The 21715-nt window shown below is 71.9% G+C and carries 21 protein-coding genes and 1 tRNA gene; 10 read left to right on the plus strand and 12 right to left on the minus strand.

The window, feature by feature from the left end; genetic code table 11:
- Window positions 1–103: 103 nt before the first annotated feature.
- Window positions 104–730: an Lrp/AsnC family transcriptional regulator gene (locus tag OG580_RS17555; protein WP_267044627.1), complete on the plus strand. Its 627-nt coding sequence runs from the start codon at window positions 104–106 to the stop codon at window positions 728–730.
- A gap of 103 nt (window positions 731–833) precedes the next feature.
- Here OG580_RS17555 and OG580_RS17560 read toward each other — a convergent pair whose 3' ends face one another.
- Window positions 834–1427, minus strand: a complete 594-nt coding sequence (locus OG580_RS17560; protein WP_267044628.1) for a TetR/AcrR family transcriptional regulator — start codon at window positions 1425–1427, stop codon at window positions 834–836.
- Window positions 1424–2995, minus strand: a complete 1572-nt coding sequence (locus OG580_RS17565) for a 3-hydroxyacyl-CoA dehydrogenase (protein WP_267044629.1) — start codon at window positions 2993–2995, stop codon at window positions 1424–1426. The genes OG580_RS17560 and OG580_RS17565 overlap by 4 nt, the downstream gene beginning before the upstream one ends.
- A gap of 124 nt (window positions 2996–3119) precedes the next feature.
- On the opposite strand from OG580_RS17565, the gene paaN reads away from it, so the two are divergent.
- Window positions 3120–4817 (plus strand): phenylacetic acid degradation protein PaaN, encoded by a 1698-nt coding sequence (paaN, locus tag OG580_RS17570; RefSeq protein WP_267044630.1) that lies wholly within the window; start codon window positions 3120–3122, stop codon window positions 4815–4817.
- A gap of 80 nt (window positions 4818–4897) precedes the next feature.
- On the opposite strand, the gene OG580_RS17575 is transcribed toward paaN, so the two are convergent.
- Genes OG580_RS17575 through OG580_RS17585 form a run of 3 tightly spaced genes read right to left on the minus strand, consistent with a single transcriptional unit; the run spans window position 4898 to window position 7643 of the window.
- The gene (locus tag OG580_RS17575; protein ID WP_267044631.1) at window positions 4898–5578 is read right to left on the minus strand and encodes a TrmH family RNA methyltransferase; all 681 of its coding nucleotides are present in this window, start codon (window positions 5576–5578) and stop codon (window positions 4898–4900) included.
- Entirely contained in the window at window positions 5575–6858 is a 1284-nt protein-coding gene (locus OG580_RS17580; protein ID WP_267044632.1) for an HTTM domain-containing protein, read from the minus strand. Before OG580_RS17580 ends, OG580_RS17575 begins: the two co-directional genes overlap by 4 nt.
- Complete coding sequence (locus OG580_RS17585) at window positions 6855–7643, minus strand: DUF5819 family protein (protein ID WP_267044633.1); 789 nt, start codon at window positions 7641–7643, stop codon at window positions 6855–6857. Before OG580_RS17585 ends, OG580_RS17580 begins: the two co-directional genes overlap by 4 nt.
- 112 nt (window positions 7644–7755) lie before the next feature.
- Between OG580_RS17585 and paaA the strand changes: the two genes are divergently transcribed.
- From paaA to OG580_RS17615, 6 genes are all read left to right on the plus strand, one after another.
- Window positions 7756–8772 carry a 1,2-phenylacetyl-CoA epoxidase subunit PaaA gene (gene paaA, locus OG580_RS17590; RefSeq protein ID WP_267044634.1) on the plus strand — a complete coding sequence of 339 codons (1017 nt, stop codon included), beginning with the start codon at window positions 7756–7758 and terminating at the stop codon, window positions 8770–8772.
- Window positions 8769–9056, plus strand: coding sequence for a 1,2-phenylacetyl-CoA epoxidase subunit PaaB (gene paaB / locus OG580_RS17595; protein ID WP_267044635.1), 288 nt, complete (start codon window positions 8769–8771; stop codon window positions 9054–9056). Before paaA ends, paaB begins: the two co-directional genes overlap by 4 nt.
- A complete protein-coding gene (gene paaC / locus OG580_RS17600) occupies window positions 9053–9790 on the plus strand; it encodes a 1,2-phenylacetyl-CoA epoxidase subunit PaaC (RefSeq protein WP_267044636.1) in 738 nt (245 codons plus the stop codon). The genes paaB and paaC overlap by 4 nt, the downstream gene beginning before the upstream one ends.
- Window positions 9784–10281, plus strand: a complete 498-nt coding sequence (gene paaD / locus OG580_RS17605; protein WP_267044637.1) for a 1,2-phenylacetyl-CoA epoxidase subunit PaaD — start codon at window positions 9784–9786, stop codon at window positions 10279–10281. Before paaC ends, paaD begins: the two co-directional genes overlap by 7 nt.
- Window positions 10282–11370, plus strand: a complete 1089-nt coding sequence (locus OG580_RS17610) for a 2Fe-2S iron-sulfur cluster-binding protein (protein ID WP_267044638.1) — start codon at window positions 10282–10284, stop codon at window positions 11368–11370.
- 98 nt (window positions 11371–11468) lie between these two features.
- Complete coding sequence (locus OG580_RS17615) at window positions 11469–12602, plus strand: acyl-CoA dehydrogenase family protein (protein ID WP_267044639.1); 1134 nt, start codon at window positions 11469–11471, stop codon at window positions 12600–12602.
- Between the two features lie 45 nt (window positions 12603–12647).
- Here OG580_RS17615 and OG580_RS17620 read toward each other — a convergent pair whose 3' ends face one another.
- From OG580_RS17620 to OG580_RS17635, 4 genes are all read right to left on the minus strand, one after another.
- Window positions 12648–12992: a rhodanese-like domain-containing protein gene (locus tag OG580_RS17620; RefSeq protein WP_267044640.1), complete on the minus strand. Its 345-nt coding sequence runs from the start codon at window positions 12990–12992 to the stop codon at window positions 12648–12650.
- Between the two features lie 72 nt (window positions 12993–13064).
- Window positions 13065–13877 (minus strand): hypothetical protein, encoded by an 813-nt coding sequence (locus tag OG580_RS17625; RefSeq protein ID WP_267048039.1) that lies wholly within the window; start codon window positions 13875–13877, stop codon window positions 13065–13067.
- A 360-nt stretch (window positions 13878–14237) separates the two neighbouring features.
- On the minus strand, window positions 14238–15701 hold the full coding sequence (locus OG580_RS17630; protein WP_267044641.1) for a DUF2252 domain-containing protein: 1464 nt from the start codon (window positions 15699–15701) through the stop codon (window positions 14238–14240).
- Between the two features lie 102 nt (window positions 15702–15803).
- Window positions 15804–16874 (minus strand): hypothetical protein, encoded by a 1071-nt coding sequence (locus OG580_RS17635; protein WP_267044642.1) that lies wholly within the window; start codon window positions 16872–16874, stop codon window positions 15804–15806.
- 95 nt (window positions 16875–16969) lie between these two features.
- On the opposite strand from OG580_RS17635, the gene OG580_RS17640 reads away from it, so the two are divergent.
- The gene (locus tag OG580_RS17640; protein WP_267044643.1) at window positions 16970–17437 is read left to right on the plus strand and encodes a MarR family winged helix-turn-helix transcriptional regulator; all 468 of its coding nucleotides are present in this window, start codon (window positions 16970–16972) and stop codon (window positions 17435–17437) included.
- A 51-nt stretch (window positions 17438–17488) separates the two neighbouring features.
- Here OG580_RS17640 and OG580_RS17645 read toward each other — a convergent pair whose 3' ends face one another.
- The 3 genes from OG580_RS17645 to OG580_RS17655 all read right to left on the minus strand — a co-directional run bounded on the left by OG580_RS17645 (window position 17489) and on the right by OG580_RS17655 (window position 20410).
- Window positions 17489–18148, minus strand: a complete 660-nt coding sequence (locus OG580_RS17645) for a response regulator transcription factor (protein WP_267044644.1) — start codon at window positions 18146–18148, stop codon at window positions 17489–17491.
- A gap of 38 nt (window positions 18149–18186) precedes the next feature.
- Complete coding sequence (locus OG580_RS17650) at window positions 18187–20043, minus strand: sensor histidine kinase (RefSeq protein ID WP_267048040.1); 1857 nt, start codon at window positions 20041–20043, stop codon at window positions 18187–18189.
- A gap of 283 nt (window positions 20044–20326) precedes the next feature.
- Window positions 20327–20410: transfer RNA gene (locus OG580_RS17655), tRNA-Leu, on the minus strand.
- A 410-nt stretch (window positions 20411–20820) separates the two neighbouring features.
- Between OG580_RS17655 and OG580_RS17660 the strand changes: the two genes are divergently transcribed.
- Window positions 20821–21711 carry a DUF3662 and FHA domain-containing protein gene (locus OG580_RS17660; protein ID WP_267044645.1) on the plus strand — a complete coding sequence of 297 codons (891 nt, stop codon included), beginning with the start codon at window positions 20821–20823 and terminating at the stop codon, window positions 21709–21711.
- The last annotated feature ends 4 nt before the right edge of the window (window positions 21712–21715 follow it).

The following is a 21715-nucleotide window of genomic DNA, read 5'->3' on the forward strand; positions in this document are numbered from 1 at the left end:
GTCGTGGAGGCATTTTGGCTACAGGCACCTCCAGCCTGTGGACAAACGGTTCTCCACAGCCTGGGATAGAAGCAGGTCGTCCAGCGGAGAGAGGCGGGGGGACATGGCGGATGAACAAATGGCCGTCGACCGGAGCAGGGTTCCGAGCGACACCACGGGCGGAGTACCGGGCGAGACCCCGGACGGGGCACTCGGCGGGGCACTCGACGCCTCCGACGGCGAGGTGCCCGGCGAGGCCCTGAGCGCACCGATCGGCGCGCCGACGGGCGCCCTGCCGGCGCGCCCGCTCGACGCGATCGACCGCGACATCCTGCGGTTGCTGCAAACGGACGGTCGCGCCTCGGTACGCTCCGTGGCCGAGCGCGTGCACGTCTCCCGGGCCAACGCCTACGCACGCATCAACCGGCTCATCGACGACGGGGTGATCCGCGGCTTCAGCGCCCGGGTCAACCACGAGCGGGCGGGGCACGGCGCCTCCGCGTACATCACGCTCAAGATCGTCCAGAATTCGTGGCGCACGGTCCGCGAGCAGCTCAGGGCGCTGCCGGGCGCGACGCACATCGCCCTGGTCAGCGGCGATTTCGATGTGCTGCTGCTCGTGCACACCCCGGACAACCGGACGCTGCGCGAGCTCGTGCTCACCCGGCTCCAGTCGATCCCCGAGGTGCTGTCCACCCGCACCCTGCTGGTCTTCGAGGAGACGGACCTCAACACCGACCACCGCCTCTGACCCACGAGAGCCGCCCGAAACAGCAGGACGGCCCCCGAAGGGGCCGTCCGCGAGCCGTCGGCATGCTGTCCGCAAGCCGTCCGCAGGCCGGTGGTGCGCCTGCTCAGCGGGCCGTCTTCAGCCCGTCGAACGCGAGGTGCGCGACGGTCTCGGCGAGCCGCTCCCGCTCGCCCACCGCGTCCGGATGCGGCCGGTACCACTCCACCAGCGAGTTGATCATGCCGAAGAGGAGCCGGGTCGCCAGCCGGATGTCCACGTCGGCCCGCAGGTCGCCCTCCGCCACGGCGGCCTTCAGCAGCTCGGCCACCCTCTGGTCGAACTCGCGCCGCCGCTCCATCGCCCACCGCTCGGTCGCGGTGTTGCCCCGCACCCGCAGCAGCAGCGTCACGTACGGCAGCTCCGCTATCAGCACCTCGACGGTGCGGCGCGTGACGTACTCGACCCGCTCCACGGCCCGGCCGCGCACCGCGCCCGGCTCCTCGAGCACCGCGAAGAGCCCGTCGAGCGCCCGGCTGACCGCCCGCCGCAGCAGCTCCTCCTTGCCGGAGACGTGGTGGTAGATCGACGACTTGGAGATCCCCGCCGCCTTGGACAGGTGCTCCATGGAGGTGCCGTCGTAGCCGCGCTCGTTGAAGGCCCGCACCGCGACCGAGAGCAGCGTCTCCGGGGTGTACGTGTCGCGCTTCGCCGTCGTCATCGGGCGTCCTTTCCGATCCGGGCCGCATCGACGCTTCCCCGGCGGGCGGAGGCCAGGCTCGGCGCGTACCGCCCCGTCGGGTAGCGCTTGTCCATCTCCGACAGCAGGTCGCACACGCGCATGTGCCCCACCTTCTCGGCCCACTCCAGCGGGCCGGCGGGGTAGTTGACCCCGAGCCGCATCGCCGTGTCCACGTCCTCTGCGGTGGCGACGCCCCGGTCGACCGCGTCGGCCGCCAGATCGGCCAGCATCGCGACCGTACGGGCGACGATCATGCCGGGCACGTCGCCGATCACCGACACCTTCTTGCCGAGCGCCTGGAAGAGGCCCACGGCCTCCGCGAGGGCCTCGGCCGAGGTCCGCTCCGCGGTGGAGAGCACGATCCGGCTCGCGCTCGCGTAGTCGAGCGCGAGGTCGAAGTAGATGACGTCGTCGCTGAAGTACTCGAAGGAGCTCTCCCCGTCCGCGAGGACGAGGTGGCCGCCGCCGGGCAGCACGACGTGCCCGTGACCGCCCTTGCGCCGCACCTTGACCCCCGCCTCCTCGAAGAGCCCCACCAGCGGCTCGGCGGGCCCCAGGTCACCCCGGACGACGATCTTCGCGGGCGCCTCGGCGGGCGGAGCGTTGTGCGGCTCGGGACGGACCGCCCCCTCCTCGTACGAGAACCAGCCCTGCCCCGACTTGCGGCCGAGCCGCCCCGACTCCACGAGCCGCCGCTGCGCGAGCGAGGGCGTGAACTTCGGATCCTGGTAGAAGGACTCCCAGACGGAACGGGTGACGGCCTCGTTCACGTCCTGGCCGATGAGGTCGGTGAGCTCGAAGGGCCCCATGCGGAAACCGCCGCACTCGCGCAGGGCGGCGTCGATGGTGGCGGGGTCCGCCGCGCCCTCCTCGTAGACCCTCAGCGCCTCCGCGTAGAAGGGGCGCGCGACCCGGTTCACGATGAAGCCGGGGGTGTCCGCGCAGCGCACCGGCGTCTTGCCCCAGCCCTTCATCGTCTCGTACGCGCGCGTGGCGACGTCCGCGTCGGTGGCGAAGCCGCTGACGACCTCGACGAGCGGGAGCAGCGGCGCCGGGTTGAAGAAGTGCAGTCCGACGAACCGGCCGGGCAGGCGCAGTCCTCCCGCGATCGCCGTGACGGAGAGGGAGGAGGTGTTCGTGGCGAGGACGGTGTCGTCGCCGACGACCTTCTCCAGGTCGGCGAAGAGCTGCTGCTTGACCGGGAGGTGCTCGACGATCGCCTCGACGACGAGCGCCGCGTCGGCGAGCTCCGCGAGGTCCTCGGCGGCGTGCAGCCGTGCGACGGCCGCCTCGCGCGCGGCGGCGTCCAGGCGCCCCTTCTCCACGAGCCGGTCCAGCCGGCCGGTGAGGGCGGCCACGGCCTCCCCCGCGCGGCCGGGGGCGCTGTCGTAGAGCCGGACGGGATGACCGGCGACCAGCGCGACCTGGGCGATGCCCTGGCCCATGGTGCCGGTGCCGACGACGGCCACGGTGCGGTCCTGCGCGAGTGCGGTGGGCTCACTGGCGGTCACGTCGTCGCTCCCCCTGACGGTCACGTTGGCGCTCATAGGAGTGATCCTCCCCGATGGGTTTTCCACAGGATCGACGGACCCCCTTGTCCCGACCGATCGTTCGGTTACTCTAACTCCGTACGTGTCTCCCTGCCCAGCTCGACGAGGAGTTGGTCCACCCATGGCCACCGCTCAGCCGACCACCGACCGTCTGGCCGAGAAGCACCGGTCCACGCTCGATCAGGCACTCGCCACGATCCGCACCCGCGCCTACTGGTCTCCGCACCCCGAGCACCCGAAGGCCTACGGGGCGGACGGCTCGCTCGACGCGGCGGCCGGGCTCGCCGCCCACCAGGCCCTGCTGAACACCCGCTTCGAGCTCGACCAGCCCGGCACGGACGGCTGGACCGGCGGCGAGGTCTCGCCGTTCGGCCCGGAGCTCGGCATCGAGTACCCGCACGCCGACATCGACGTCCTGCTTCCCGCGATGCGCGCGGGCATGGCCGCCTGGCGCGACGCCGGCGCCGAGACCCGCGCCCTCGTCTGCCTGGAGATCCTGTCCCGGATCTCGGCCCGTACCCACGAGTTCGCCCACGCCGTCATGCACACCAGCGGACAGGCGTTCATGATGGCGTTCCAGGCCGGCGGCCCGCACGCCCAGGACCGCGGCCTGGAGGCCGTGGCATACGCGTACGCGGAGCAGACCCGCACCCCCGCGGGCCGCGCCGCCTGGTCCAAGCCCCAGGGCAAGCGGGACCCGCTGGAGCTCTCCAAGGAGTTCACCCCGGTCGGCCGCGGCATCGCCCTGGTCATCGGCTGCAACACGTTCCCCACGTGGAACGGCTACCCGGGCCTGTTCGCCTCGCTGGCCACCGGAAACCCGGTCCTGGTCAAGCCGCACCCGCGCGCCGTCCTGCCGCTCGCGCTCACTGTCCGCGTCGCCCGCGAGGTGCTCGCCGAGACCGGTTTCGACCCGAACCTGGTCGCGCTCGCCGTCGAGCGCCCGGGCGAGGGCATCGCCAAGACCCTGGCCGTGCGCCCCGAGATCCGGATCATCGACTACACCGGCTCCACCGCCTTCGGCGACTGGCTGGAGGCCAACGCCCGCCAGGCGCAGGTCTACACCGAGAAGGCCGGAGTCAACACGGTCGTGGTCGACTCGACCGACGACTACAAGGGGATGCTCGGCAACCTGGCCTTCTCCCTTTCGCTGTACAGCGGCCAGATGTGCACCACCCCGCAGAACCTGCTGATCCCCCGCGACGGCATCGCCACCGACCAGGGCCCCAAGTCGTACGACGAGGTCGTCACCGACCTCGCGACGGCGGTAGGCGGCCTGCTCGGCGACGACGCCCGGGCGAACGGTCTGCTGGGCGCGCTGGTCAACCCGGACGTGAAGGCGCGGCTGGAGGCCGCCGCCGGCCTCGGTGAGGTGGCGCTCGCCTCCCGCGAGGTGACGAACCCGGACTTCCCGGACGCCGTGGTCCGTACGCCGGTCATCGTGAAGCTGGACGGCACCAAGCCGGACGCCGAGGCCGCGTACTTCTCCGAGTGCTTCGGCCCTGTCTCCTTCGCCGTCTCGGTGGACTCCACCGCCGACGCCCTGGAGCTGCTGCGGCGCACGGTCCGTGAGAAGGGCGCGATGACGGTCGGCGCGTACACGACCTCGGCCGAGACCGAGCGCGCGGTGGAGGAGGTCTGTCTGGAGGAGTCGGCGCAGCTGTCGCTGAACCTCACGGGCGGGGTGTTCGTCAACCAGACGGCGGCGTTCTCCGACTTCCACGGCTCCGGCGGCAACCCCGCGGCGAACGCGGCGCTGTGCGACGGTGCCTTCGTCTCCAACCGTTTCCGGGTGGTGGAGGTCCGCCGCCAGGCCTGACGCTCCGGTACCGCGGGGGCCCTCCGGGGTCTCCGCGGGCCGTCAGGCGCGCGATTCGGGCATCGGACAGGGGTGTCGATCTAGTCGATCTCCGCGTACCTCTGCACCCACGCGTGCATGGCGACCGCGGCGGCCGCCCCGGCGTTGATCGACCGGGTCGAACCGAACTGGGCGATCGAGCAGACCATCTCCACGTGCGCGCGTGCCTCGTCCGTGAGCCCCGGGCCCTCCTGGCCGAAGAGCAGGACGCAGCGGCGCGGCAGCACGGTCCGCTCCAGCGGCACCGCGCCCGGGAGGTTGTCGATCCCGATGATCGGCAGGCCCTCGGCCGCGGCCCAGGCGGTCAGCGACTCGGTGTCCGGGTGGTGACGGACGTGCTGGTAGCGGTCGGTGACCATGGCGCCCCGCCGGTTCCAGCGCCGTCGGCCCACGATGTGGATCTCCTTCGCCAGGAAGGCGTTCGCGGTCCGCACCACCGAGCCGATGTTGAAGTCGTGGCCCCAGTTCTCCACCGCCACGTGGAAGTCGTGGCGCCGGGTGTCCAGGTCGGCGACGACCGCCTCCCGCGTCCAGTACCGGTAGCGGTCCACGACGTTGCGCCGGTCGCCGCCGGCCAGCAGCTCGGGGTCGTACCGCTCGCCCTCAGGCCACGGCTCCGGGTGCGGCCCGACCCCGATCTCGGGGCCGAAGCCCTCGTCGTACTGAACCGGCTCGGCCGCCTCGGCCGCCTCGGCTCCGGACTTCTCTTCGGTGGTGCTCACCCGACGAGGGTACGGGGGTCGTGCTCCTCACCCGTACGGCGCTGCCCCGGCAGCATCCCGGTGGACCGCCGCCCCAGCAGCCGTTCCCTGCCCCGTGCCACCCGCGCGCCGAGGGCCACCAGGAAGGCCGTCGGCAGGAACACGGCGTCGGCGGAGATCATCGCGAGGGAGAAGACCGGCAGCCCGAGGAGCACGGCGATGCCGGCGTGCTCCAGCATCATCGCGACCAGCAGGACGTTCTTGATCTTGCGGTGGAAGAGCGTGAACGGGAACGCGGTCTGCACGATCACGGTGCCGTAGGTCAGCAGCATCACCATGACCCCGCTGGAGCCGAGGAGCCCGGAGAGGACCGGCCAGGGCGAGAAGTAGTCCAGGTTCAGCGGGTAGTACAGCGCCGTGCCGTCCTGCCAGCGCGATCCCTGGATCTTGTACCAGCCGGCCGTGGCGTAGATCAGACAGACCTCGGCCATGATCACGACGAGGGCCGCGTTGTGCGTGAGGTTGGCGAGGACGTCGAGCAGCGTGCGCGGCTCCCCGGGGGCGTACCGGCACACCAGCCACCACAGCCCGTGCCCGAGCCACAGCACCCACAGCAGCACCGGCAGCCACCATTCGCCGGTGACGTCGCTGAACCAGGTGGTGGCGAGCAGGAAGCAGCCGAGCACGGTCCACAGCAGCGGGCCGACGAGATCCCGGCGCGCAGGAAGCCCACGCACCTCACTCATCTCGTGCGCCTCATGCGCCTCATGCGCCTTGCGTGCCTCGCGTGCCTCACGGGCGACCCGCCGGGCGTCGAGGGACCACACCTGTCCGCAGCGGGTCAGCACGAGGTAGATCGCCGCGAGGTGGAGGACGTTGTCGCCGCCGTCCCCCAGGAAGACGGAGCGGTTCTGCAGCGAGAGGACCCCGACCATGAAGACCACCGAGACGGCCCGGGTGTGCCAGCCGACGAGGAGCAGGGCGGCGGAGACCACCGCGAGCCCGTAGACGACCTCGAACCAGAGCCGCCCGTCCGACCACATCAGCACGGTGAAGGCGCGGTTGTCGGCGATCAGCCGGCGCGCCAGCTCCCAGGACCAGGGGCCGTCCGGCCCGTACATCTCGTGTCGGTGCGGCAGCTCGCGCAGCAGGAAGACGAGCCAGGTCAGCGAGAACCCGATCCGCACGATCGCGGTCTGGTGGGGGCCGAGGGCGCGGCCCGTGACGGCCTGGACGGCGCGGGCGATCCGCCGGTCGAAGGGCTCGCGCGGGCGCGCGGGGGTGGCGGTGGTGCCGCTCATCGGCCCGCCTCCGTACGGCTCCGGGCCGCGCCGTCCGGCCGGTCGGCGTCGGTCACCTTCCACCACGGGAAGTCGCGGTACGACGGGGTGTCGTCGTTCTTCTCGGTGCTCCACCGGGGTGCGGGTACCGGCCGGGTCACCGAGCGGAGCTGGACGCGCCGCACGTCGGCCGCCCGGAGGGAGGCGAGGCCGTCGAGCCGGAGCATCGCGATCCGGCGCATGTACGCCTCCGAGAGACGGCCGCGCATCCCGTTGGGGCTGTGGTCGTCGGAGTGGGAGTTCAGGTAGAAGTCCACAGCCCTGCGGAGCTCGTTCTGCTGGGTGTGGCTGGGCAGCGGGTTGTGGCGGATCGCGGCGGCGTCCTGGGCGGTGAGGTCGACCCAGCCGGTGGTGCGGCTGGAGCCGTCGGCCTCGGTGACCTCGGCGCGGACCTCGACGGAGACGTTCTGCTGGAGCGGGTTGGGCGCGAAGAGCTTCCAGTTCTGTTCGAACTCGGGATAGATCCAGTCGTCGACGGCCTGGCCGTGCCGCTTGGTGAGCGTGTTCGACGGCGCGACGTGCAGGAACACCATCGCGAGGTGCACACAGACGAAGACCCCGGCCACGGCGAGCGCCACGGCGGCGACGACCTGGTAGGGCAGCGAAAGGGCCATGATCCCGGTGCCTGCGGGCCCGGCGGGCGCCGGACCGGCACCCGTCCCGACCGGGGAGAGGCCTTCTCCCGCCCGGGCTGCGAGCGGGTCGTCCCTCACCTCGTCCGCGTCCTTTTCGACGTCCGCGTCCATCCTGCCCCGATCCCGATCGGCCCACCTCGGTTATCCACAGGGTTGACACCATACGGGCCGTCGACTCACCATTGAAGTCATTCAACCGAACGATCGGTCGGTAGGGGGTTCGATGACCGCAGTGACGGCAGGGACGACAGGAACAACAGGTGCGCCCAGCGTGTCGGACGCGGCCGTAGCAGCGACACAGGCTGCCTACGAAGCCGTGTTCGACGCTGCCGTGGCCGCCGACGAGCGGATCGAGCCGCGCGACTGGATGCCCGAGGCCTACCGCGCCTCGCTCGTCCGCCAGATCGCGCAGCACGCCCACTCCGAGATCATCGGCATGCAGCCCGAGGCGAACTGGATCACCCGCGCGCCCTCGCTGCGCCGCAAGGCGATCCTCATGGCCAAGGTCCAGGACGAGGCCGGCCACGGCCTCTACCTGTACAGCGCGGCCGAGACCCTCGGCACCAGCCGCGACGAGCTGCTCGACAAGCTCCACTCGGGCCGCCAGAAGTACTCCTCGATCTTCAACTACCCCACGCTGACCTGGGCCGACGTCGGCGCGATCGGCTGGCTCGTGGACGGGGCCGCGATCACCAACCAGGTCCCCCTCTGCCGCTGCTCCTACGGCCCGTACGCCCGCGCGATGGTCCGGGTCTGCAAGGAGGAGTCGTTCCACCAGCGCCAGGGATACGAGGCCCTGCTCGCCCTGTCGAACGGCACCGAGGCCCAGCACGCCATGGCCCAGGACGCGGTGGACCGCTGGTGGTGGCCCTCGCTGATGATGTTCGGCCCGCCCGACGACGAATCGACCCACACCGCCCAGGCAATGGCCTGGAAGATCAAGCGCCACACCAACGACGAACTGCGCCAGCGATTCGTCGACATCGCCGTGCCCCAGGCCGAGGCCCTCGGCCTCACCCTCCCCGACCCCGACCTCCGGTGGAACGAAGAGCGCGGGCACCACGACTTCGGACCGATCGACTGGACCGAGTTCTGGGACGTCCTCAAGGGCAACGGCCCCTGCAACGACCAGCGGATCGGCAAGCGACGCCAGGCCCACGAGGACGGCGCCTGGGTCAGGGAAGCCGCCGCGGCCTACGCGGAGAAGCACACCGGCAAGCACGGAGAGGCACAGGCATGACGAGCGACGGTTGGCCGCTGTGGGAGGTGTTCGTGCGCTCCCGCCGCGGACTGTCCCACACCCACGCGGGCAGTCTCCACGCGCCCGACGCGGAGATGGCCCTGCGCAATGCCCGCGACCTGTACACCCGCAGGAGCGAAGGCATCTCGATCTGGGTCGTCCCCTCCACGGCGATCACCGCCTCCTCGCCCGACGAGAAGGACCCCTTCTTCGAACCGGCCGCGGACAAGCCCTACCGCCACCCGACGTTCTACGAGATCCCGGAGGGGGTGAAGCACCTGTGAGCACCCCGGACACCCACACGACCGCCGCGCTCACCGGCGCCGCCCTCGCCCTCGGCGACGACGCCCTCGTCCTCTCCCACCGCCTGGGGGAGTGGGCCGGCTCCGCCCCCGTCCTGGAGGAGGAGGTCGCCCTGGCCAACATCGCCCTCGACCTCCTCGGCCAGGCCCGCGTCCTGCTCTCCCTCGTCGGCGACGAGGACGAACTGGCCTACCTCCGCGAGGAGCGCTCCTTCCGGAACGTCCAGCTCGTCGAGCAGCCCAACGGCGACTTCGCCCACACCATCGCCCGACAGCTGTACTTCTCCACCTACCAGCGGCTCCTGTACGGACAGCTGGCAACCGGCGACGGCCCCTTCGCCGGCCTGGCGGCCAAGGCCGTCAAGGAAGTCGCCTACCACCAGGACCACGCCGAGCACTGGACCCTGCGCCTCGGCGACGGCACTCCCGAGAGCCACGAGCGGATGCAGCAGGCCTGCGACGCACTCTGGCGGTACACCGGCGAACTGTTCCAGCCCGTCGAAGGACTCGACGTGGACCACACCGCCATGGAAACCGCCTGGCTGGAGTCGGTCACGGCCGTCCTCGGCAAGGCCACGCTCACCGTGCCCGCCGGACCCCGCACCGGCGCCTGGGCCGCGGGCGCCGGCCGACAGGGCCTCCACACCGAGCCCTTCGGACGGATGATCGCCGAGATGCAGCACCTGCACCGCAGCCACCCGGGGGCGACATGGTGACCATGACGGCCCTGGAAGAGGAACTGAACCGGATCGCCGGCGCCGTCCTCGACCCGGAGCTGCCCGTCCTCACCCTGGAGGAGCTCGGCGTCATGCGGGGCGTCCACGTCATGGGCCCCGGCCGGGTCGAGGTCTCCCTCACCCCGACGTACACGGGCTGCCCGGCGATCGAGGCGATGTCCTCGGACATCGAGCGCGCCCTCCACGAGCACGGAATACCGGACGTCTCCGTCGTCACGGTCCTCGCCCCCGCCTGGTCCACCGACGACATCAGCGACGAAGGACGGCGCAAACTCGCCGAGTTCGGCATCGCCCCGCCCCGCCCCCAGGGCCCCGCCGGCGGACCGGTACCGCTGACCCTGGCGATCCGCTGCCCCCACTGCGGCTCCACCGACACCGAACTCCTCAGCCGCTTCTCCTCCACGGCATGCAAGGCCCTGCGCCGCTGCACCGCCTGCCGCGAACCGTTCGACCACTTCAAGGAGCTGTAGATGCTGCCCTCAGGCGCCGGACGGGCCGGGTTCCATCCGCTCCGGGTGAGCGAGGTCGAGCGGCTCACGGACGACTCCGTGGCCGTCACCTTCGCGGTCCCGCCCGAGCTCCACGAGACGTACCGACACCTCCCCGGCCAGCACCTCGCCCTCCGCCGCACGGGCGAGCAGGGCGAGGAGATCCGGCGTACGTACTCGATCTCCGCCCCCGCGACCCCGGCCGGCGAGCCCCCCGTCCTCCGCGTGGGCATCCGGCTCGTCGACGGCGGCGCCTTCTCGACGTACGCGCTGAAGGAACTGTCCGTCGGCGACCTCGTCGAGGTCATGGAACCCATGGGCCGCTTCGCACTCACCCCGCGCCCCGGCCACTTCGCCGCCGTCGTCGGCGGCAGCGGCATCACCCCGGTCCTGTCGATCGCGGCCACCCTGCTCGCCCAGGAGCCGGAAGCCAGGTTCTGCCTGATCCGGAGCGACCGCACCGCCGCGTCCACGATGTTCCTCGACGAGGTGGCCGACCTCAAGGACCGCTACCCGGACCGCTTCCAGCTGGTCACCGTCCTCTCCCGCGAGGAACAGCAGGCGGGCCTCCCCTCCGGCCGCCTCGACCGCGAGCGGCTGACCACCCTGCTGCCCGCGCTGCTCCCGGTCGGCGAGATCGACGGCTGGTTCCTCTGCGGCCCCTTCGGACTCGTCCAGGGCGCCGAGCAGGCCCTGCGCGGCCTCGGAGTGGACCGCGGCCGGGTCCACCAGGAGATCTTCCACGTCGACGACGGCTCCGCACCGGCACCGGTCGCCCCCGCCGACACCCCCGCGCACGCGACCCTGACCGCGACCCTGCACGGCCGCTCCGGCACCTGGCCGGTAGACCGTGGCGAGACACTCCTCGACACCGTGCTGCGCTCCCGCGCCGACGCCCCGTACGCCTGCAAGGGCGGGGTATGCGGCACCTGCCGCGCCTTCCTCGTCGCCGGAGAGGTGCGGATGGACCGCAACTTCGCGCTGGAGCCCGAGGAGACCGAGGCCGGATACGTACTGGCCTGCCAGTCCCACCCCGCCACCCCGGACGTGGAGTTGGACTTCGACCGCTGACGAGTCCCGCCGCCGCCATTCCCTTCCAGTAGAACCTGTTCTATCTTGACGGCTCGTCAGGGCAGAGACAGCAGGGGCACCAACGGGAGGGCAGGGCAGTGGACTTCACCTTCACCGAGGAACAGCAGGCGGCCGTCGAGGCGGCCAAGACGATCTTCGCGGGCGTCGCACCCGACGCGGTACCGAGCCCGGCCCTCACCCCGGGCGCCGTCTCCGACGACCTCGACCGATCGCTCTGGTCCCGCCTCGCCGCCGCCGACCTGCTCGGCCTCGCCCTGCCCCCCGAGCACGGCGGCTCCGGACTCGACCCCGTCGCGTTCTGCCTCGTCCTGCGCGAGTCCGCCCGCGTCCTCGCCCGCGTACCCCTGCTCGAAACGGGCGCCGTCGCCATGACCATCGACCGGTACGCGGACCGGCAAACAGCCGCCGACCTGCTCCCCCGTGTCAGCCGCGGCGAACTCGTCCTCACCGCCGCCTCCCACGGACGCACCGGCCACGACCCGGCCGACCGCGCCGTCACCGCCCGCCTCGACGGCACCACCTGGATCCTCGACGGGCTCCAGAGCGCCGTCCCCTGGGCCCACGGCGCCGACCTCGTCGCCGTCCCCGCGCACACCGCCGAGGACCGCACCGTCCTCGCCCTGGTCCCCCGCGCCCACGAAGGCGTCACCCTCGCCGACCAGTACTCCACCAGCGGCGAACTCCTCGCCGAGATACGCCTCGACGCCGTACGCCTCGACAGCACCCGGGTCATCGACGCCGAAGGCGCCTGGGACCGACTGCGCGAACTCCTCACGACCGGCACCTGCGCACTCGCCCTCGGCCTCGGCGAGGCCGTCCTCACCATGACGAGCCAGTACACCGGCAAGCGCGAACAGTTCGGTCACCCCGTGGCCACCTTCCAGGCCGTCGCCGTCCAGGCCGCCGACCGCTACATCGACCTCCGTGCCATGGAAGCCACCCTCTGGCAGGCCGCCTGGCGCGTCTCCACCGGGGCCGACGGGGCACTCCCCGCCGCCGGGGACATCGCCGTGGCGAAGATCTGGGCCTCCGAAGGAGTACGGCGCGTGGTGCAGACCGCCCAGCACCTGCACGGCGGCTTCGGCGCCGACACCGACTACCCCCTGCACCGGTACCACGCCTGGGCCAAGCAGCTCGAACTGTCCCTCGGCCCCGCGGCCGCCCACGAGGAGACCCTGGGCGACCTCCTGGCCACCCACCCCCTCGACTGACTCAGCCGACGCGACTCAACCCGACTCGCCTCGCCTCGCCTCGCCTCAGAGGACGAAAGCCGGGCTACCGTTCCCCGTCACCATCGGACGCCCGGCACCATCCCAGGCGAGCATCCCGCCGTCGATGTTCACCGCGTCGAAGCCCTGCTGCACCAGATACTGCGTGACCTGCGCCGACCGGCCACCCACCCGGCACATCACATAGGCGCGACCGTGCTCGGCCACCGCCTCCGTCACCTCACCGAGGCGCGCCACGAAGCCACTCATCGGCACGTGCAGCGCACCGTCGACATGGCCGGCTTCCCACTCGTTGTCCTCCCGGACGTCCAGCACCAGCGCATCGGCCGGCACGGAAGCCGCGTCCACCGAGGGCAGCGGGGAGAAATTCATGGGACTGGCCTTCTCTCGTCAGATCGCCCGCGAAGTTCGAGCGCACAGAAAAACCTACTCCACCCGCTCCACCTACTCCGCCTGCGCCGCCAGCCCGTCGAGCTCGGTCTCCCGCTCGGAGACCTGCGCCAGCAGCTGTTCCGCGATCTCCTCCAGGAGCCGGTCCGGGTCGTCCGGGGCCATCCGCAGCATCGCACCGATCGCGGACTCCTCCAGCTCCCGCGCCAGCACGGACAGCATGTCCTTGCGCTGAGCCAGCCACTCCAGGCGCGCGTACAGCTCCTCGCTCTCGCTGAGCCGCTCCACGGCCGGCGCCGGCCCGGCCTCCCACTCGGCGGCGAGGTCACGCAGCTGCGCCTCGTCGCCTCGGGCGTAGGCGGCGTTCACGCGCGTGATGAACGCCTCGCGTCGCTGCCGCTCGTCCTCCTCGCGGGCCAGGTCGGGGTGGACCTTGCGGGCCAGCTCGCGGTAGAGCCTGCGCGCCTCCTCGCCGGGCCGGACCCGCTTCGGCGCCTGCACCGGCTGCTCGTTGAGCATGGCCGCCGCCTCGGGGGAGAGGCCGTCGGAGTCGATCCAGTCGTGGAACAGCTCCTCGACCCCGGGCATCGGCATGACCGCGGCCCGCGCCTCCTGCGCCCGCCGCAGATCCTCCGGGTCCCCGCTGCGCGCGGCCCGCGCCTCGGCGATCCGCGCGTCGAGCTCGTCGAGCCGCGCGTACATGGGGCCGAGCTTCTGGTGGTGCAGCCGCGAGAAGTTCTCCACCTCGACCCGGAAGGTCTCGACGGCGATCTCGAACTCGATCAACGCCTGCTCGGCGACCCCCACGGCCCGCTCCAGCCGCGCCTCGGGCCGCTCCTCCGCAGACGGCTCGGCACCCGCGGGCACACCCTCGCCCGGCGCGTGGCCCTCACTCCGCGCGCCCTCGGACCGCTCGCCGCCCGCAGGCCGCTCGTCCGCGGACCGCTCGCCCTCGGGCTCCTCGTTCGCACCCTGGTCCACGCTCACGTTCACGCCCGCCCACGTCCTCGCTCCGGCTCGTCCCACCCAGCCTACGGTCCTTCGGGGGGCCTCCCCCTCCCTCCCCCTCCCCTCCCTCCCCCGCATGGGCGGCGGCCCGACACGGCGACGCCACCCCTACCCCCTTGCCCCTGCCCCTGCCCTCCCGCGCCGCCGCCTTGCGGCCCGGCCCCGTGTCGATCGCCCCTCGTCGATCGCCCCGCACCCAGCCCCAGGCGAGTGCGTGGGTCAGACGCCCAGCTCCGCCTCTATGCGCCCCGCCCGGACGGCGGAGAGCAGCTCGGCGTGGTCCGCGGTGGTGCGGTCCGCGTAGGTGACGGCAAAGGACGCGATGGCCTCGTCCAGCTCCTCGTTCTTGCCGCAGTAGCCGGCTATCAGGCGCGGATCGGCACTGTGGGCGTGCGCCCGGGCCAGCAGGGCGCCCGTCATCCGGCCGTAGTCGTCGACCTGGTCGACGGTGAGCGCGGCGGGGTCGACGCTGCCCTTTCGGTTGCGGAACTGACGCACCTGGAAGGGGCGCCCGTCGACCGTGGTCCAGCCGAGCAGGTTGTCGCTGACGACCTGCATCCGCTTCTGCCCGAGCACCACGCGCCGCCCCTCGTGGCCGGGGTCGGGCACGGTGAAGCCGACGGCCGGCAGGTACGGCAGCAGGGCCGACGGCCTGGCCTCCTTCACCTGGAGGACCAGCGGCTCGCCCCGGTGGTCGAGCAGCAGCACGACATAGGAGCGGGTGCCGACGCTTCCGGTGCCGACGACCCGGAAGGCCACGTCGTGGATGGCGTACCGCGCGAGGAGCGGCAGCCGGTCCTCGGAGACGGTCTCCAGATAGGCGCCGAGCGAGGCGGCAACGGCCGCCGCCTCGCCGTCAGGGACTCTGCGCAGCACCGGGAGAGCCTCCACGAACCGGCGCCCGCCGCCTTCGGTACCGGTCACGGCCTCGGTCGACCGGGCGGCGAACCGGGCGCTGGTGTTGTTCCGGGCCTTCGCCGAGACCCGTTCCAGAGTGCCGAGGAGATCGCGGGCGTCGGTGTGCGAGACGAGTTCCTCGTCGGCTATCGCGTTCCAGGCGTCGAGGGCGGGCAGGCGGGCCAGCAGGCGCATGGTGCGCCGGTAGGCGCCGACCGTGTCGAACGCGGCCGCCCGGCACACCTCCTCGCTCGCGCCGACCTCGCGCCCGGCGAGGACCAGGGAGGTGGCGAGCCGCTTGAGGTCCCATTCCCAGGGGCCGACGATCGTCTCGTCGAAGTCGTTGAGATCCATGACGAGCCGGCCACGGGCGTCGCCGTAGAGGCCGAAGTTGGCGGCGTGCGCGTCGCCGCACAGCTGGGCCGCTATCCCGGTGACGGGGGTCGTGACGAGGTCCTGGGCCATCAGGCCGGCGGAGCCGCGGAGGAAGGCGAAGGGGCTCGCCGCCATCCTTCCGACCCGTATCGGCGCAAGCTCGGGCACCCGGCCTCGGCTGGACTCCTCGACGGCGCGGACGGCGTCCGGCCGGTCGGCGGCGAGGGCGGGCCGGTCGTGCGTGGAGCGCGGCACCCGGTCGCGCAGTTCCTTGCCCATGTCTCCGGGGGCGACCCCCGCGCCACCGGAAGCGGCGCGGCGCGCGAAGCCCGGCACGTGCGGGACGCGCTCACCGGCCGTCACTCCGTCGGTGCCGCGCTGTCCCGGCACCACGGCCCGGATCTCGTCCATGGGATGCCCTCCCCCGTTGCGATGTCCAACATCATCCGGCCCCGACCGTACCGCCGCACCTGATCGACCGTCTCCCCCTGTGGACAACGCCCTGTGGACAACTCAGACCGCGACCGCTTCCTCCATCTCCTCCTCCGTCGCCTTCTCCCTTTCCACCTTCGCCTCGACCGCGTGGGTGGCTCCGCCGGCACCGTTCCGCCGGCTTTCCACGACCCCGGCGGCCACGACGAGGGCGGCTCCGGCGAGGAACCACAGAGCGAGGACGAGGACGTGTCCGCCGAGCGCGTGACCGCCGAAGTACACGTGGCCGCGGACGCCCTCGACGAAGCCCGCACCGTTCCAGAAGGCGTGCAGCGCACCGAAGAAGCCGGGCTGGAGCTCGGGCCGGTAGATGCCGCCGGAGCTCGTGAAGTTGAGCATGACGAAGAGGACCATCACGCCGAGCGTGGTCCAGCGGCGCAGGAAGGTGTGGAGGCCGACGCCGACGAGCAGGATGCCCGCCGCGTACAGCCAGGACATCGCCCAGACTCCGCCGAGTCCCTGGTCCACGAGGTGGAAGACCGGTCCGGCGAAGAGGGTGCCGATCAGGCTGACGACCAGCGACATCCCGGCGGCGAGGAGGACCCTGATCCGCATGGGCAGGACGGCGCCGGCTCCGCCGATGACGGCGACCGAGGCGTACGCGCCGATGCTGAGGGCGACCAGCAGGAAGAAGACGCCCTGGCCGGTGGGGTCTCCGGAGGCGACGGGGGCGACGTCGGTGACCTTGAGCGGGGCGTCCTGCGTGGCGGCGACCTTGGTGAAGATCTTCTCGACGGCCATGGCGCTGGTGTCGGAGGAAGCGGACGCGACGAGGAGTTCGGGCTTCTCGCCGGGCACGTAGGCCCCGAAGCTGCCCTGCTCGCGCAGTGAGGCGACGGCGGCCTCCCGGTCGGCGACGGTACGGACGTCGAGGGCACCGGCGCCCTTGTCCTGGAGCGTCTGCGCGAGGACCTGGGCGCTCGGGCCGGAGCCGACTATGTCGACGCGCAGGTCGTGGGGTGCGGGGGCGTGGAAGGCGCCGAGGTAGGCGAGTCCCATGCCGACGCACATCAGCAGGGGAGTGAGCAGATGCCCGAGGACATGCCGCAACGCGCCCTGGGTGTTCGGTCCTGCGGACACCGAGACCTCCATGGTTGGCTTTTACAACTAAAGAACCGTTGTACTATACAACTGAACCTCCGGCCGATGACAACCACCGGCATCCGACGACCACGAGGGAGCGCACCATGACCGGCGCCGCAGAGGTACCGCGCGAGGCGTCCGTGGACGTCATCCAGCGCGAACTGACGGCCTTCGCACGCCGGGCCCGCGCCGCGGCGGCCCGCGTCCACCCCGAGCTCCCGCTCGTCTCCTACACGCTCCTCGCCCACATCGAGGAGCAGCGCGGCTGCCGGGCCACGGATCTCGCGACCCACTACCTGCTGGACAAGTCGACGGTCAGCCGCCAGGTCGCCACCCTGGAGAAGCTCGGGCTGGTCGAGCGTCGTCCCGCTCCCGACGACCATCGCGTCCAGGTCCTGCATCCCACCGAGGCGGGTGCCGCGGTCCTCGCCTCGGCCCGGACGAGCCGCCGCACCGCCTACCAGGAACGCCTCAAGGACTGGTCGGCCGACGACCTCGCCCAGTTCGCCGCGTACCTGCTGCGCTACAACGCCGCGAGCCCGACCGGCCTGCCGGACAGCCCCCCACGCTGACCCGGTCCGCCCGAGGAGGGCGGCTCGGAGACCCGCCGGCCCCCGGAGGAGTCAGAGCCCCGCGTCCCGGGCCAGCAGCGCCGCCTGCACCCGGTTCTCGCAGTCCAGCTTGGCGAGGATCCGGCTCACGTACGTCTTCACCGTGGCCTCGCTCATGTGGAGCCGTCTCCCCGCATCCGCGTTGGACAGCCCTTCACCGAGCACCGCCAGCACCTCGCGCTCCTTGTCGCTCAGCGCCGCCACCCGCACCCGCGCCTGCTCGGAACGCGCCGCCTCCCGGCCGGTGGCGAGCCGCTCCACCACGTGCCGCGTCGCCGCCGGCGACAGATAGGCGTCGCCCGCCGCGGCGGCCCGCACAGCCCGGATCAGCTCCGCCGGTGCCGTGTCCTTGAGCAGGAACCCGGCACCCCCGTGCTCCAACGCCCGCAGGACGTTCTCCCGCTCCCCGAAGGTCGTCAGGACGATCACCCGTGCCGCCGGCGCGGCCCGGCGCAGCTCCGGCAGCGCGGAGAGCCCGTCGAGCACCGGCATCTGGATGTCGAGCAGCACCACGTCGGCGGCGTGCGCCCGCGCCGCCTCGACCGCCGCCCGTCCGTCGGCCGCCTCGCCGACGACCTCGATCTCCGGGTCCGAGATGAGGATCATCCGGATCCCGGCCCGGATCAGAGGCTCGTCGTCGGCGATCACGACCCTGATGGGCTGCCCTGCCACAGTTACTCCCCCACGACTCCGGTAGGGCCTGACCAGCGTTACCGCTGCTCGACCACGTACGACTTCTTCTCGATCAGCTTGCCGTCCTTGAAGCAGAACCGGAAAACGGGCTCCTGGTCCAGGGTGTCGCCCGTCTCCGAGGACAGCAGGACCAGGCACTCGGCCCCCGCCGGCCGCTCGGGCCCCGAACTGCTCAGGCCCAGGGTGGCGATCGTGTCGCCCGAGGGCAGTCGTACGCGGACCTCACGCTCGGGCATGCCGACCTCCACCGCGTCGTACTGCTCGGGTTCGATCATCCCCTCCTCCATCGAACCGATCATGAAGTAGAGGCCGAAGCCGACGGCCACCACGAGCAGGACGACCGCCGCGAAAGCGATCCCGCACCCCAGGGCGACCCCACCGCCCGCCCCCATGCCCCTTCCTCTGCCCCCGCGCACTGCCATCGCCAGCTCCCGCTCCGTGAACGTCCAGTCGGCCGGTCCGACCACGACCGGACCACCGTCGCCCACCAGCGGCTTCGTCGTCTGCTGCCGGAAGTCGTCGGCCTCATCGACCAAAGGCGCTGCCTCGGCGACGGGCGCCGCCCCGTACGGCAGCATCCCGGCCACCCGGAACCCACCGCCGTCGGCCGGACCCGCATGACACATGCCGCCCACCAGCCGGGCCCGCTCGGCGAGCCCGGTCAGTCCCTGCCCGCCGCTCACGACGTCCTTCGCCGGCCCGTCCGTCGACGCCTCGTTGAGGACCTCCACGACGAAGGTGTCCGGCTCGTACCGCAGCTCGACGCCGATCGTCGCGCCCGGCGCGTACTTGTAGGCGTTGGTCAGCGCTTCCTGCACGATCCGGTACGCGGCGTGGTCCGCGGCCGGCTCCAGCGGCCGTTCCTCTCCGAGCCGGCGCAGCCCCACCGCGGTGCCTGCGGCTCTGGCCGCCGCCACGAGCCCCTCGATACCGGCGGTCCCCCGTGCCGCCCGTCCCGTCTCGTCGCCGGCCCGCGCGGACGCCGGGGCCGTGCCGTCCGGTGCCTCGATCCCGTCCCGCAATATGCCGACGACCTCCCGCAGCTCGTGCATCGCGGTCACCGACGCGTTCCGCAGGACTCCGACCACCTCGCGCTGCCGCTCGCTCAGCTCCCGGTCCACTTCCAGGGCACCCGTGTGGACGGCGATCAGCGCCAGCTGGTGTCCGAGGCTGTCGTGCATGTCCTGGGCGATCCGCTGCCGCTCCCGCAGCCGCGCCTGCCAGGCCACCATGGTCCGCTCGCGCAGCAGCTGGGCGTTGCGCTCCTGGAGGGCGTGCAGCAGGGTCCGCCGCTGGGTCCAGTACCGGTGGGCGAGCCCGGGGGCCAGGGTGGTGCCCAGGTAGTAGAGGGTCGCGAAGAAGGCCACGGAGAGCAGCCGCTGCTGGTCCCAGGTCTCCAGGAGCGTCCCCCCGACGTCCAGGACGAAGGCGGCCATGAACGCGACGAGCGCCCGCCCGGCGCTCACGACGTACCGGCCGGCCGACCAGCCGACGAGGATCAGGAGCGGCCCGAAGCCGGGCAGGAAGGGTGCGAGGCCCGCGGCCACGACGAGTACGCCGGCGGGCAGTCTGCGCCGCAGCAGGGACAGCACGGCGGCACCCGCGGCCACTCCGGCCAGCCGCCAGCCCTCGCCACCGAGGAGTTCCTCGGTCCCGGCGGCGAGCAACGCCACGACCACGGCGAGCGCGATCTCACCGGTGGTCCTGCGCCGCGACCAGTGCCCCGGCACGGCGAACCATCTCCACCACCCGGCGACCCAGTCCCCGACCCGGCCGCCGATCCCGTCCCCGTCCCCACGCCCACGCCCGTACCCGTTGCTGATCCCGCTCTCGTCCCCGCTCCCGCTCGTACCAGGGGCCCCCGACTTCGACATAACGTCCACGCTCGCACCCTAGGCAGCGACCCCACCCGCGTGCGTCTGTCTTTCGTCTCGCCCTCCGACGACAAAAGTCGCGACCTCGCCCGAGGCCCGAACACCCCGCACCAAGCACCCCGCACCAAGCCCCGAGCACCAAGCCCCGGAACCCCGAGCCTGAGCACCAAGCCCCGGACCCAGAGCCAGAGCCCCAACCCCCGAGCCCCGACGTGGGAAGGCTCACATCAAAGAGACAACGCAGAAGCCCCGTAGGTCGATGACCTACGGGGCTTCCGTCTTGTGCGCGAGGGGGGAGTTGAACCCCCACGCCCTTTCGGGCACTGGAACCTGAATCCAGCGCGTCTGCCTATTCCGCCACCCGCGCATTGGGTGGTCTACCTGCCCTCTCACCTTTCGGTGCGAGCGCCTGGCGACATCTGAAGATTAGCACGTCGCAGACCGTGGATTCACATCCGTTGTTTCGCTCCCACTCCCGGAGAACAAGGAGAGAGGGAGGCCGGAAGGACACCCCGAAGGTACGAAGGGAACGAGTGAGGAGAGAGCGGAAGGAGGGGGACGAAGGTGACGGACCGCACGCGGCCCCTCGAGACCGCACCCCCTGTCCCACAGCCGGGTGCGGGACACTGTCCACAGGCCGCCTCTACGATCCGTGGGGAAAGGTCTGTGAGAGGTGACACTCGTCCACAGGGCAGAGAAGGGGAACCAGCCGATTTCCCGACGCGTGGATACGATCAGTAAGCAGTACCAGGACGACAACGACGGAGGAGGTGCCCCATGGGAGTCCTGAAGCGATTCGAGCAGCGTCTCGAAGGTCTGGTCAACGGCACCTTCGCCAAGGTCTTCAAGTCCGAGGTCCAGCCCGTCGAGATCGCCGGCGCACTCCAGCGCGAGTGCGACAACAACGCGACGATCTGGAACCGCGAGCGGACCGTCGTCCCCAACGACTTCATCGTCGAGCTGAGCACGCCGGACTACGAGCGCCTCAGCCCCTACTCGGGCCAGCTCGGCGACGAGCTCGCCGGCCTGGTCAGGGACTACGCGAAGCAGCAGCGCTACACCTTCATGGGCCCGATCAAGGTCCATCTGGAGAAGGCCGACGACCTCGACACCGGTCTGTACCGGGTGCGCAGCCGCACACTCGCGTCGAGTACGTCACAGCCGCAGCCGTCCCCCGGTGGACACCAGCAGCACCAGCAGCAGGGCCCGCAGCAGGGCCAGGCCGCGGCCCGCGGCGGTTACGGGTACCCCCCGGCCGGCGCCCCGCCCATGCCCGCCTCGCCGCCTCCCGGCGCCCCCGGCCACCGGCCGACGGCACCCGCGGGTCGACCGGCGGGCGGGCCCGTGGCCATGCCCGGCACGGGTTCCGGCACCGGCGCGGGCTCCCCGGTCCGCCGCTGGATCGAGATCAACGGCACCCGCCATCAGATCTCCCGCCCGACCCTGGTCCTCGGCCGCAGCACCGACGCGGACGTGAGGATCGACGATCCCGGCGTCTCCCGCCGGCACTGCGAGATCCGGACCGGAACGCCCTCGACGATCCAGGATCTGGGATCCACCAACGGCATCGTGGTGGACGGGCAGCACACCACCCGCGCTACGCTCCGCGACGGCTCGCGGATCGTCGTGGGCAGCACCACCATCGTTTACCGGCAAGCCGAAGGGTGAAGCG

It is taken from the genome of Streptomyces sp. NBC_00094 (genome assembly GCF_026343125.1).
In the GTDB taxonomy this organism is placed as follows: Bacteria; Actinomycetota; Actinomycetes; order Streptomycetales; family Streptomycetaceae; genus Streptomyces.

Coding starts and splice junctions, on each gene's coding strand:
- OG580_RS17660 (WP_267044645.1), top strand. CDS start 20,821: ATGGGAGTCCTGAAGCGATTCGAGCAGCGTCTCGAAGGTCTGGTCAAC.
- OG580_RS17640 (WP_267044643.1), top strand. CDS start 16,970: ATGACCGGCGCCGCAGAGGTACCGCGCGAGGCGTCCGTGGACGTCATC.
- OG580_RS17555 (WP_267044627.1), top strand. CDS start 104: ATGGCGGATGAACAAATGGCCGTCGACCGGAGCAGGGTTCCGAGCGAC.
- OG580_RS17585 (WP_267044633.1), bottom strand. CDS start 7,643: ATGGACGCGGACGTCGAAAAGGACGCGGACGAGGTGAGGGACGACCCG.
- paaB (WP_267044635.1), top strand. CDS start 8,769: ATGACGAGCGACGGTTGGCCGCTGTGGGAGGTGTTCGTGCGCTCCCGC.
- OG580_RS17610 (WP_267044638.1), top strand. CDS start 10,282: ATGCTGCCCTCAGGCGCCGGACGGGCCGGGTTCCATCCGCTCCGGGTG.
- paaA (WP_267044634.1), top strand. CDS start 7,756: ATGACCGCAGTGACGGCAGGGACGACAGGAACAACAGGTGCGCCCAGC.
- OG580_RS17620 (WP_267044640.1), bottom strand. CDS start 12,992: ATGAATTTCTCCCCGCTGCCCTCGGTGGACGCGGCTTCCGTGCCGGCC.
- OG580_RS17650 (WP_267048040.1), bottom strand. CDS start 20,043: ATGTCGAAGTCGGGGGCCCCTGGTACGAGCGGGAGCGGGGACGAGAGC.
- OG580_RS17560 (WP_267044628.1), bottom strand. CDS start 1,427: ATGACGACGGCGAAGCGCGACACGTACACCCCGGAGACGCTGCTCTCG.
- OG580_RS17580 (WP_267044632.1), bottom strand. CDS start 6,858: ATGAGCGGCACCACCGCCACCCCCGCGCGCCCGCGCGAGCCCTTCGAC.
- OG580_RS17635 (WP_267044642.1), bottom strand. CDS start 16,874: ATGGAGGTCTCGGTGTCCGCAGGACCGAACACCCAGGGCGCGTTGCGG.
- paaD (WP_267044637.1), top strand. CDS start 9,784: ATGGTGACCATGACGGCCCTGGAAGAGGAACTGAACCGGATCGCCGGC.
- OG580_RS17565 (WP_267044629.1), bottom strand. CDS start 2,995: ATGAGCGCCAACGTGACCGTCAGGGGGAGCGACGACGTGACCGCCAGT.
- OG580_RS17630 (WP_267044641.1), bottom strand. CDS start 15,701: ATGGACGAGATCCGGGCCGTGGTGCCGGGACAGCGCGGCACCGACGGA.
- paaN (WP_267044630.1), top strand. CDS start 3,120: ATGGCCACCGCTCAGCCGACCACCGACCGTCTGGCCGAGAAGCACCGG.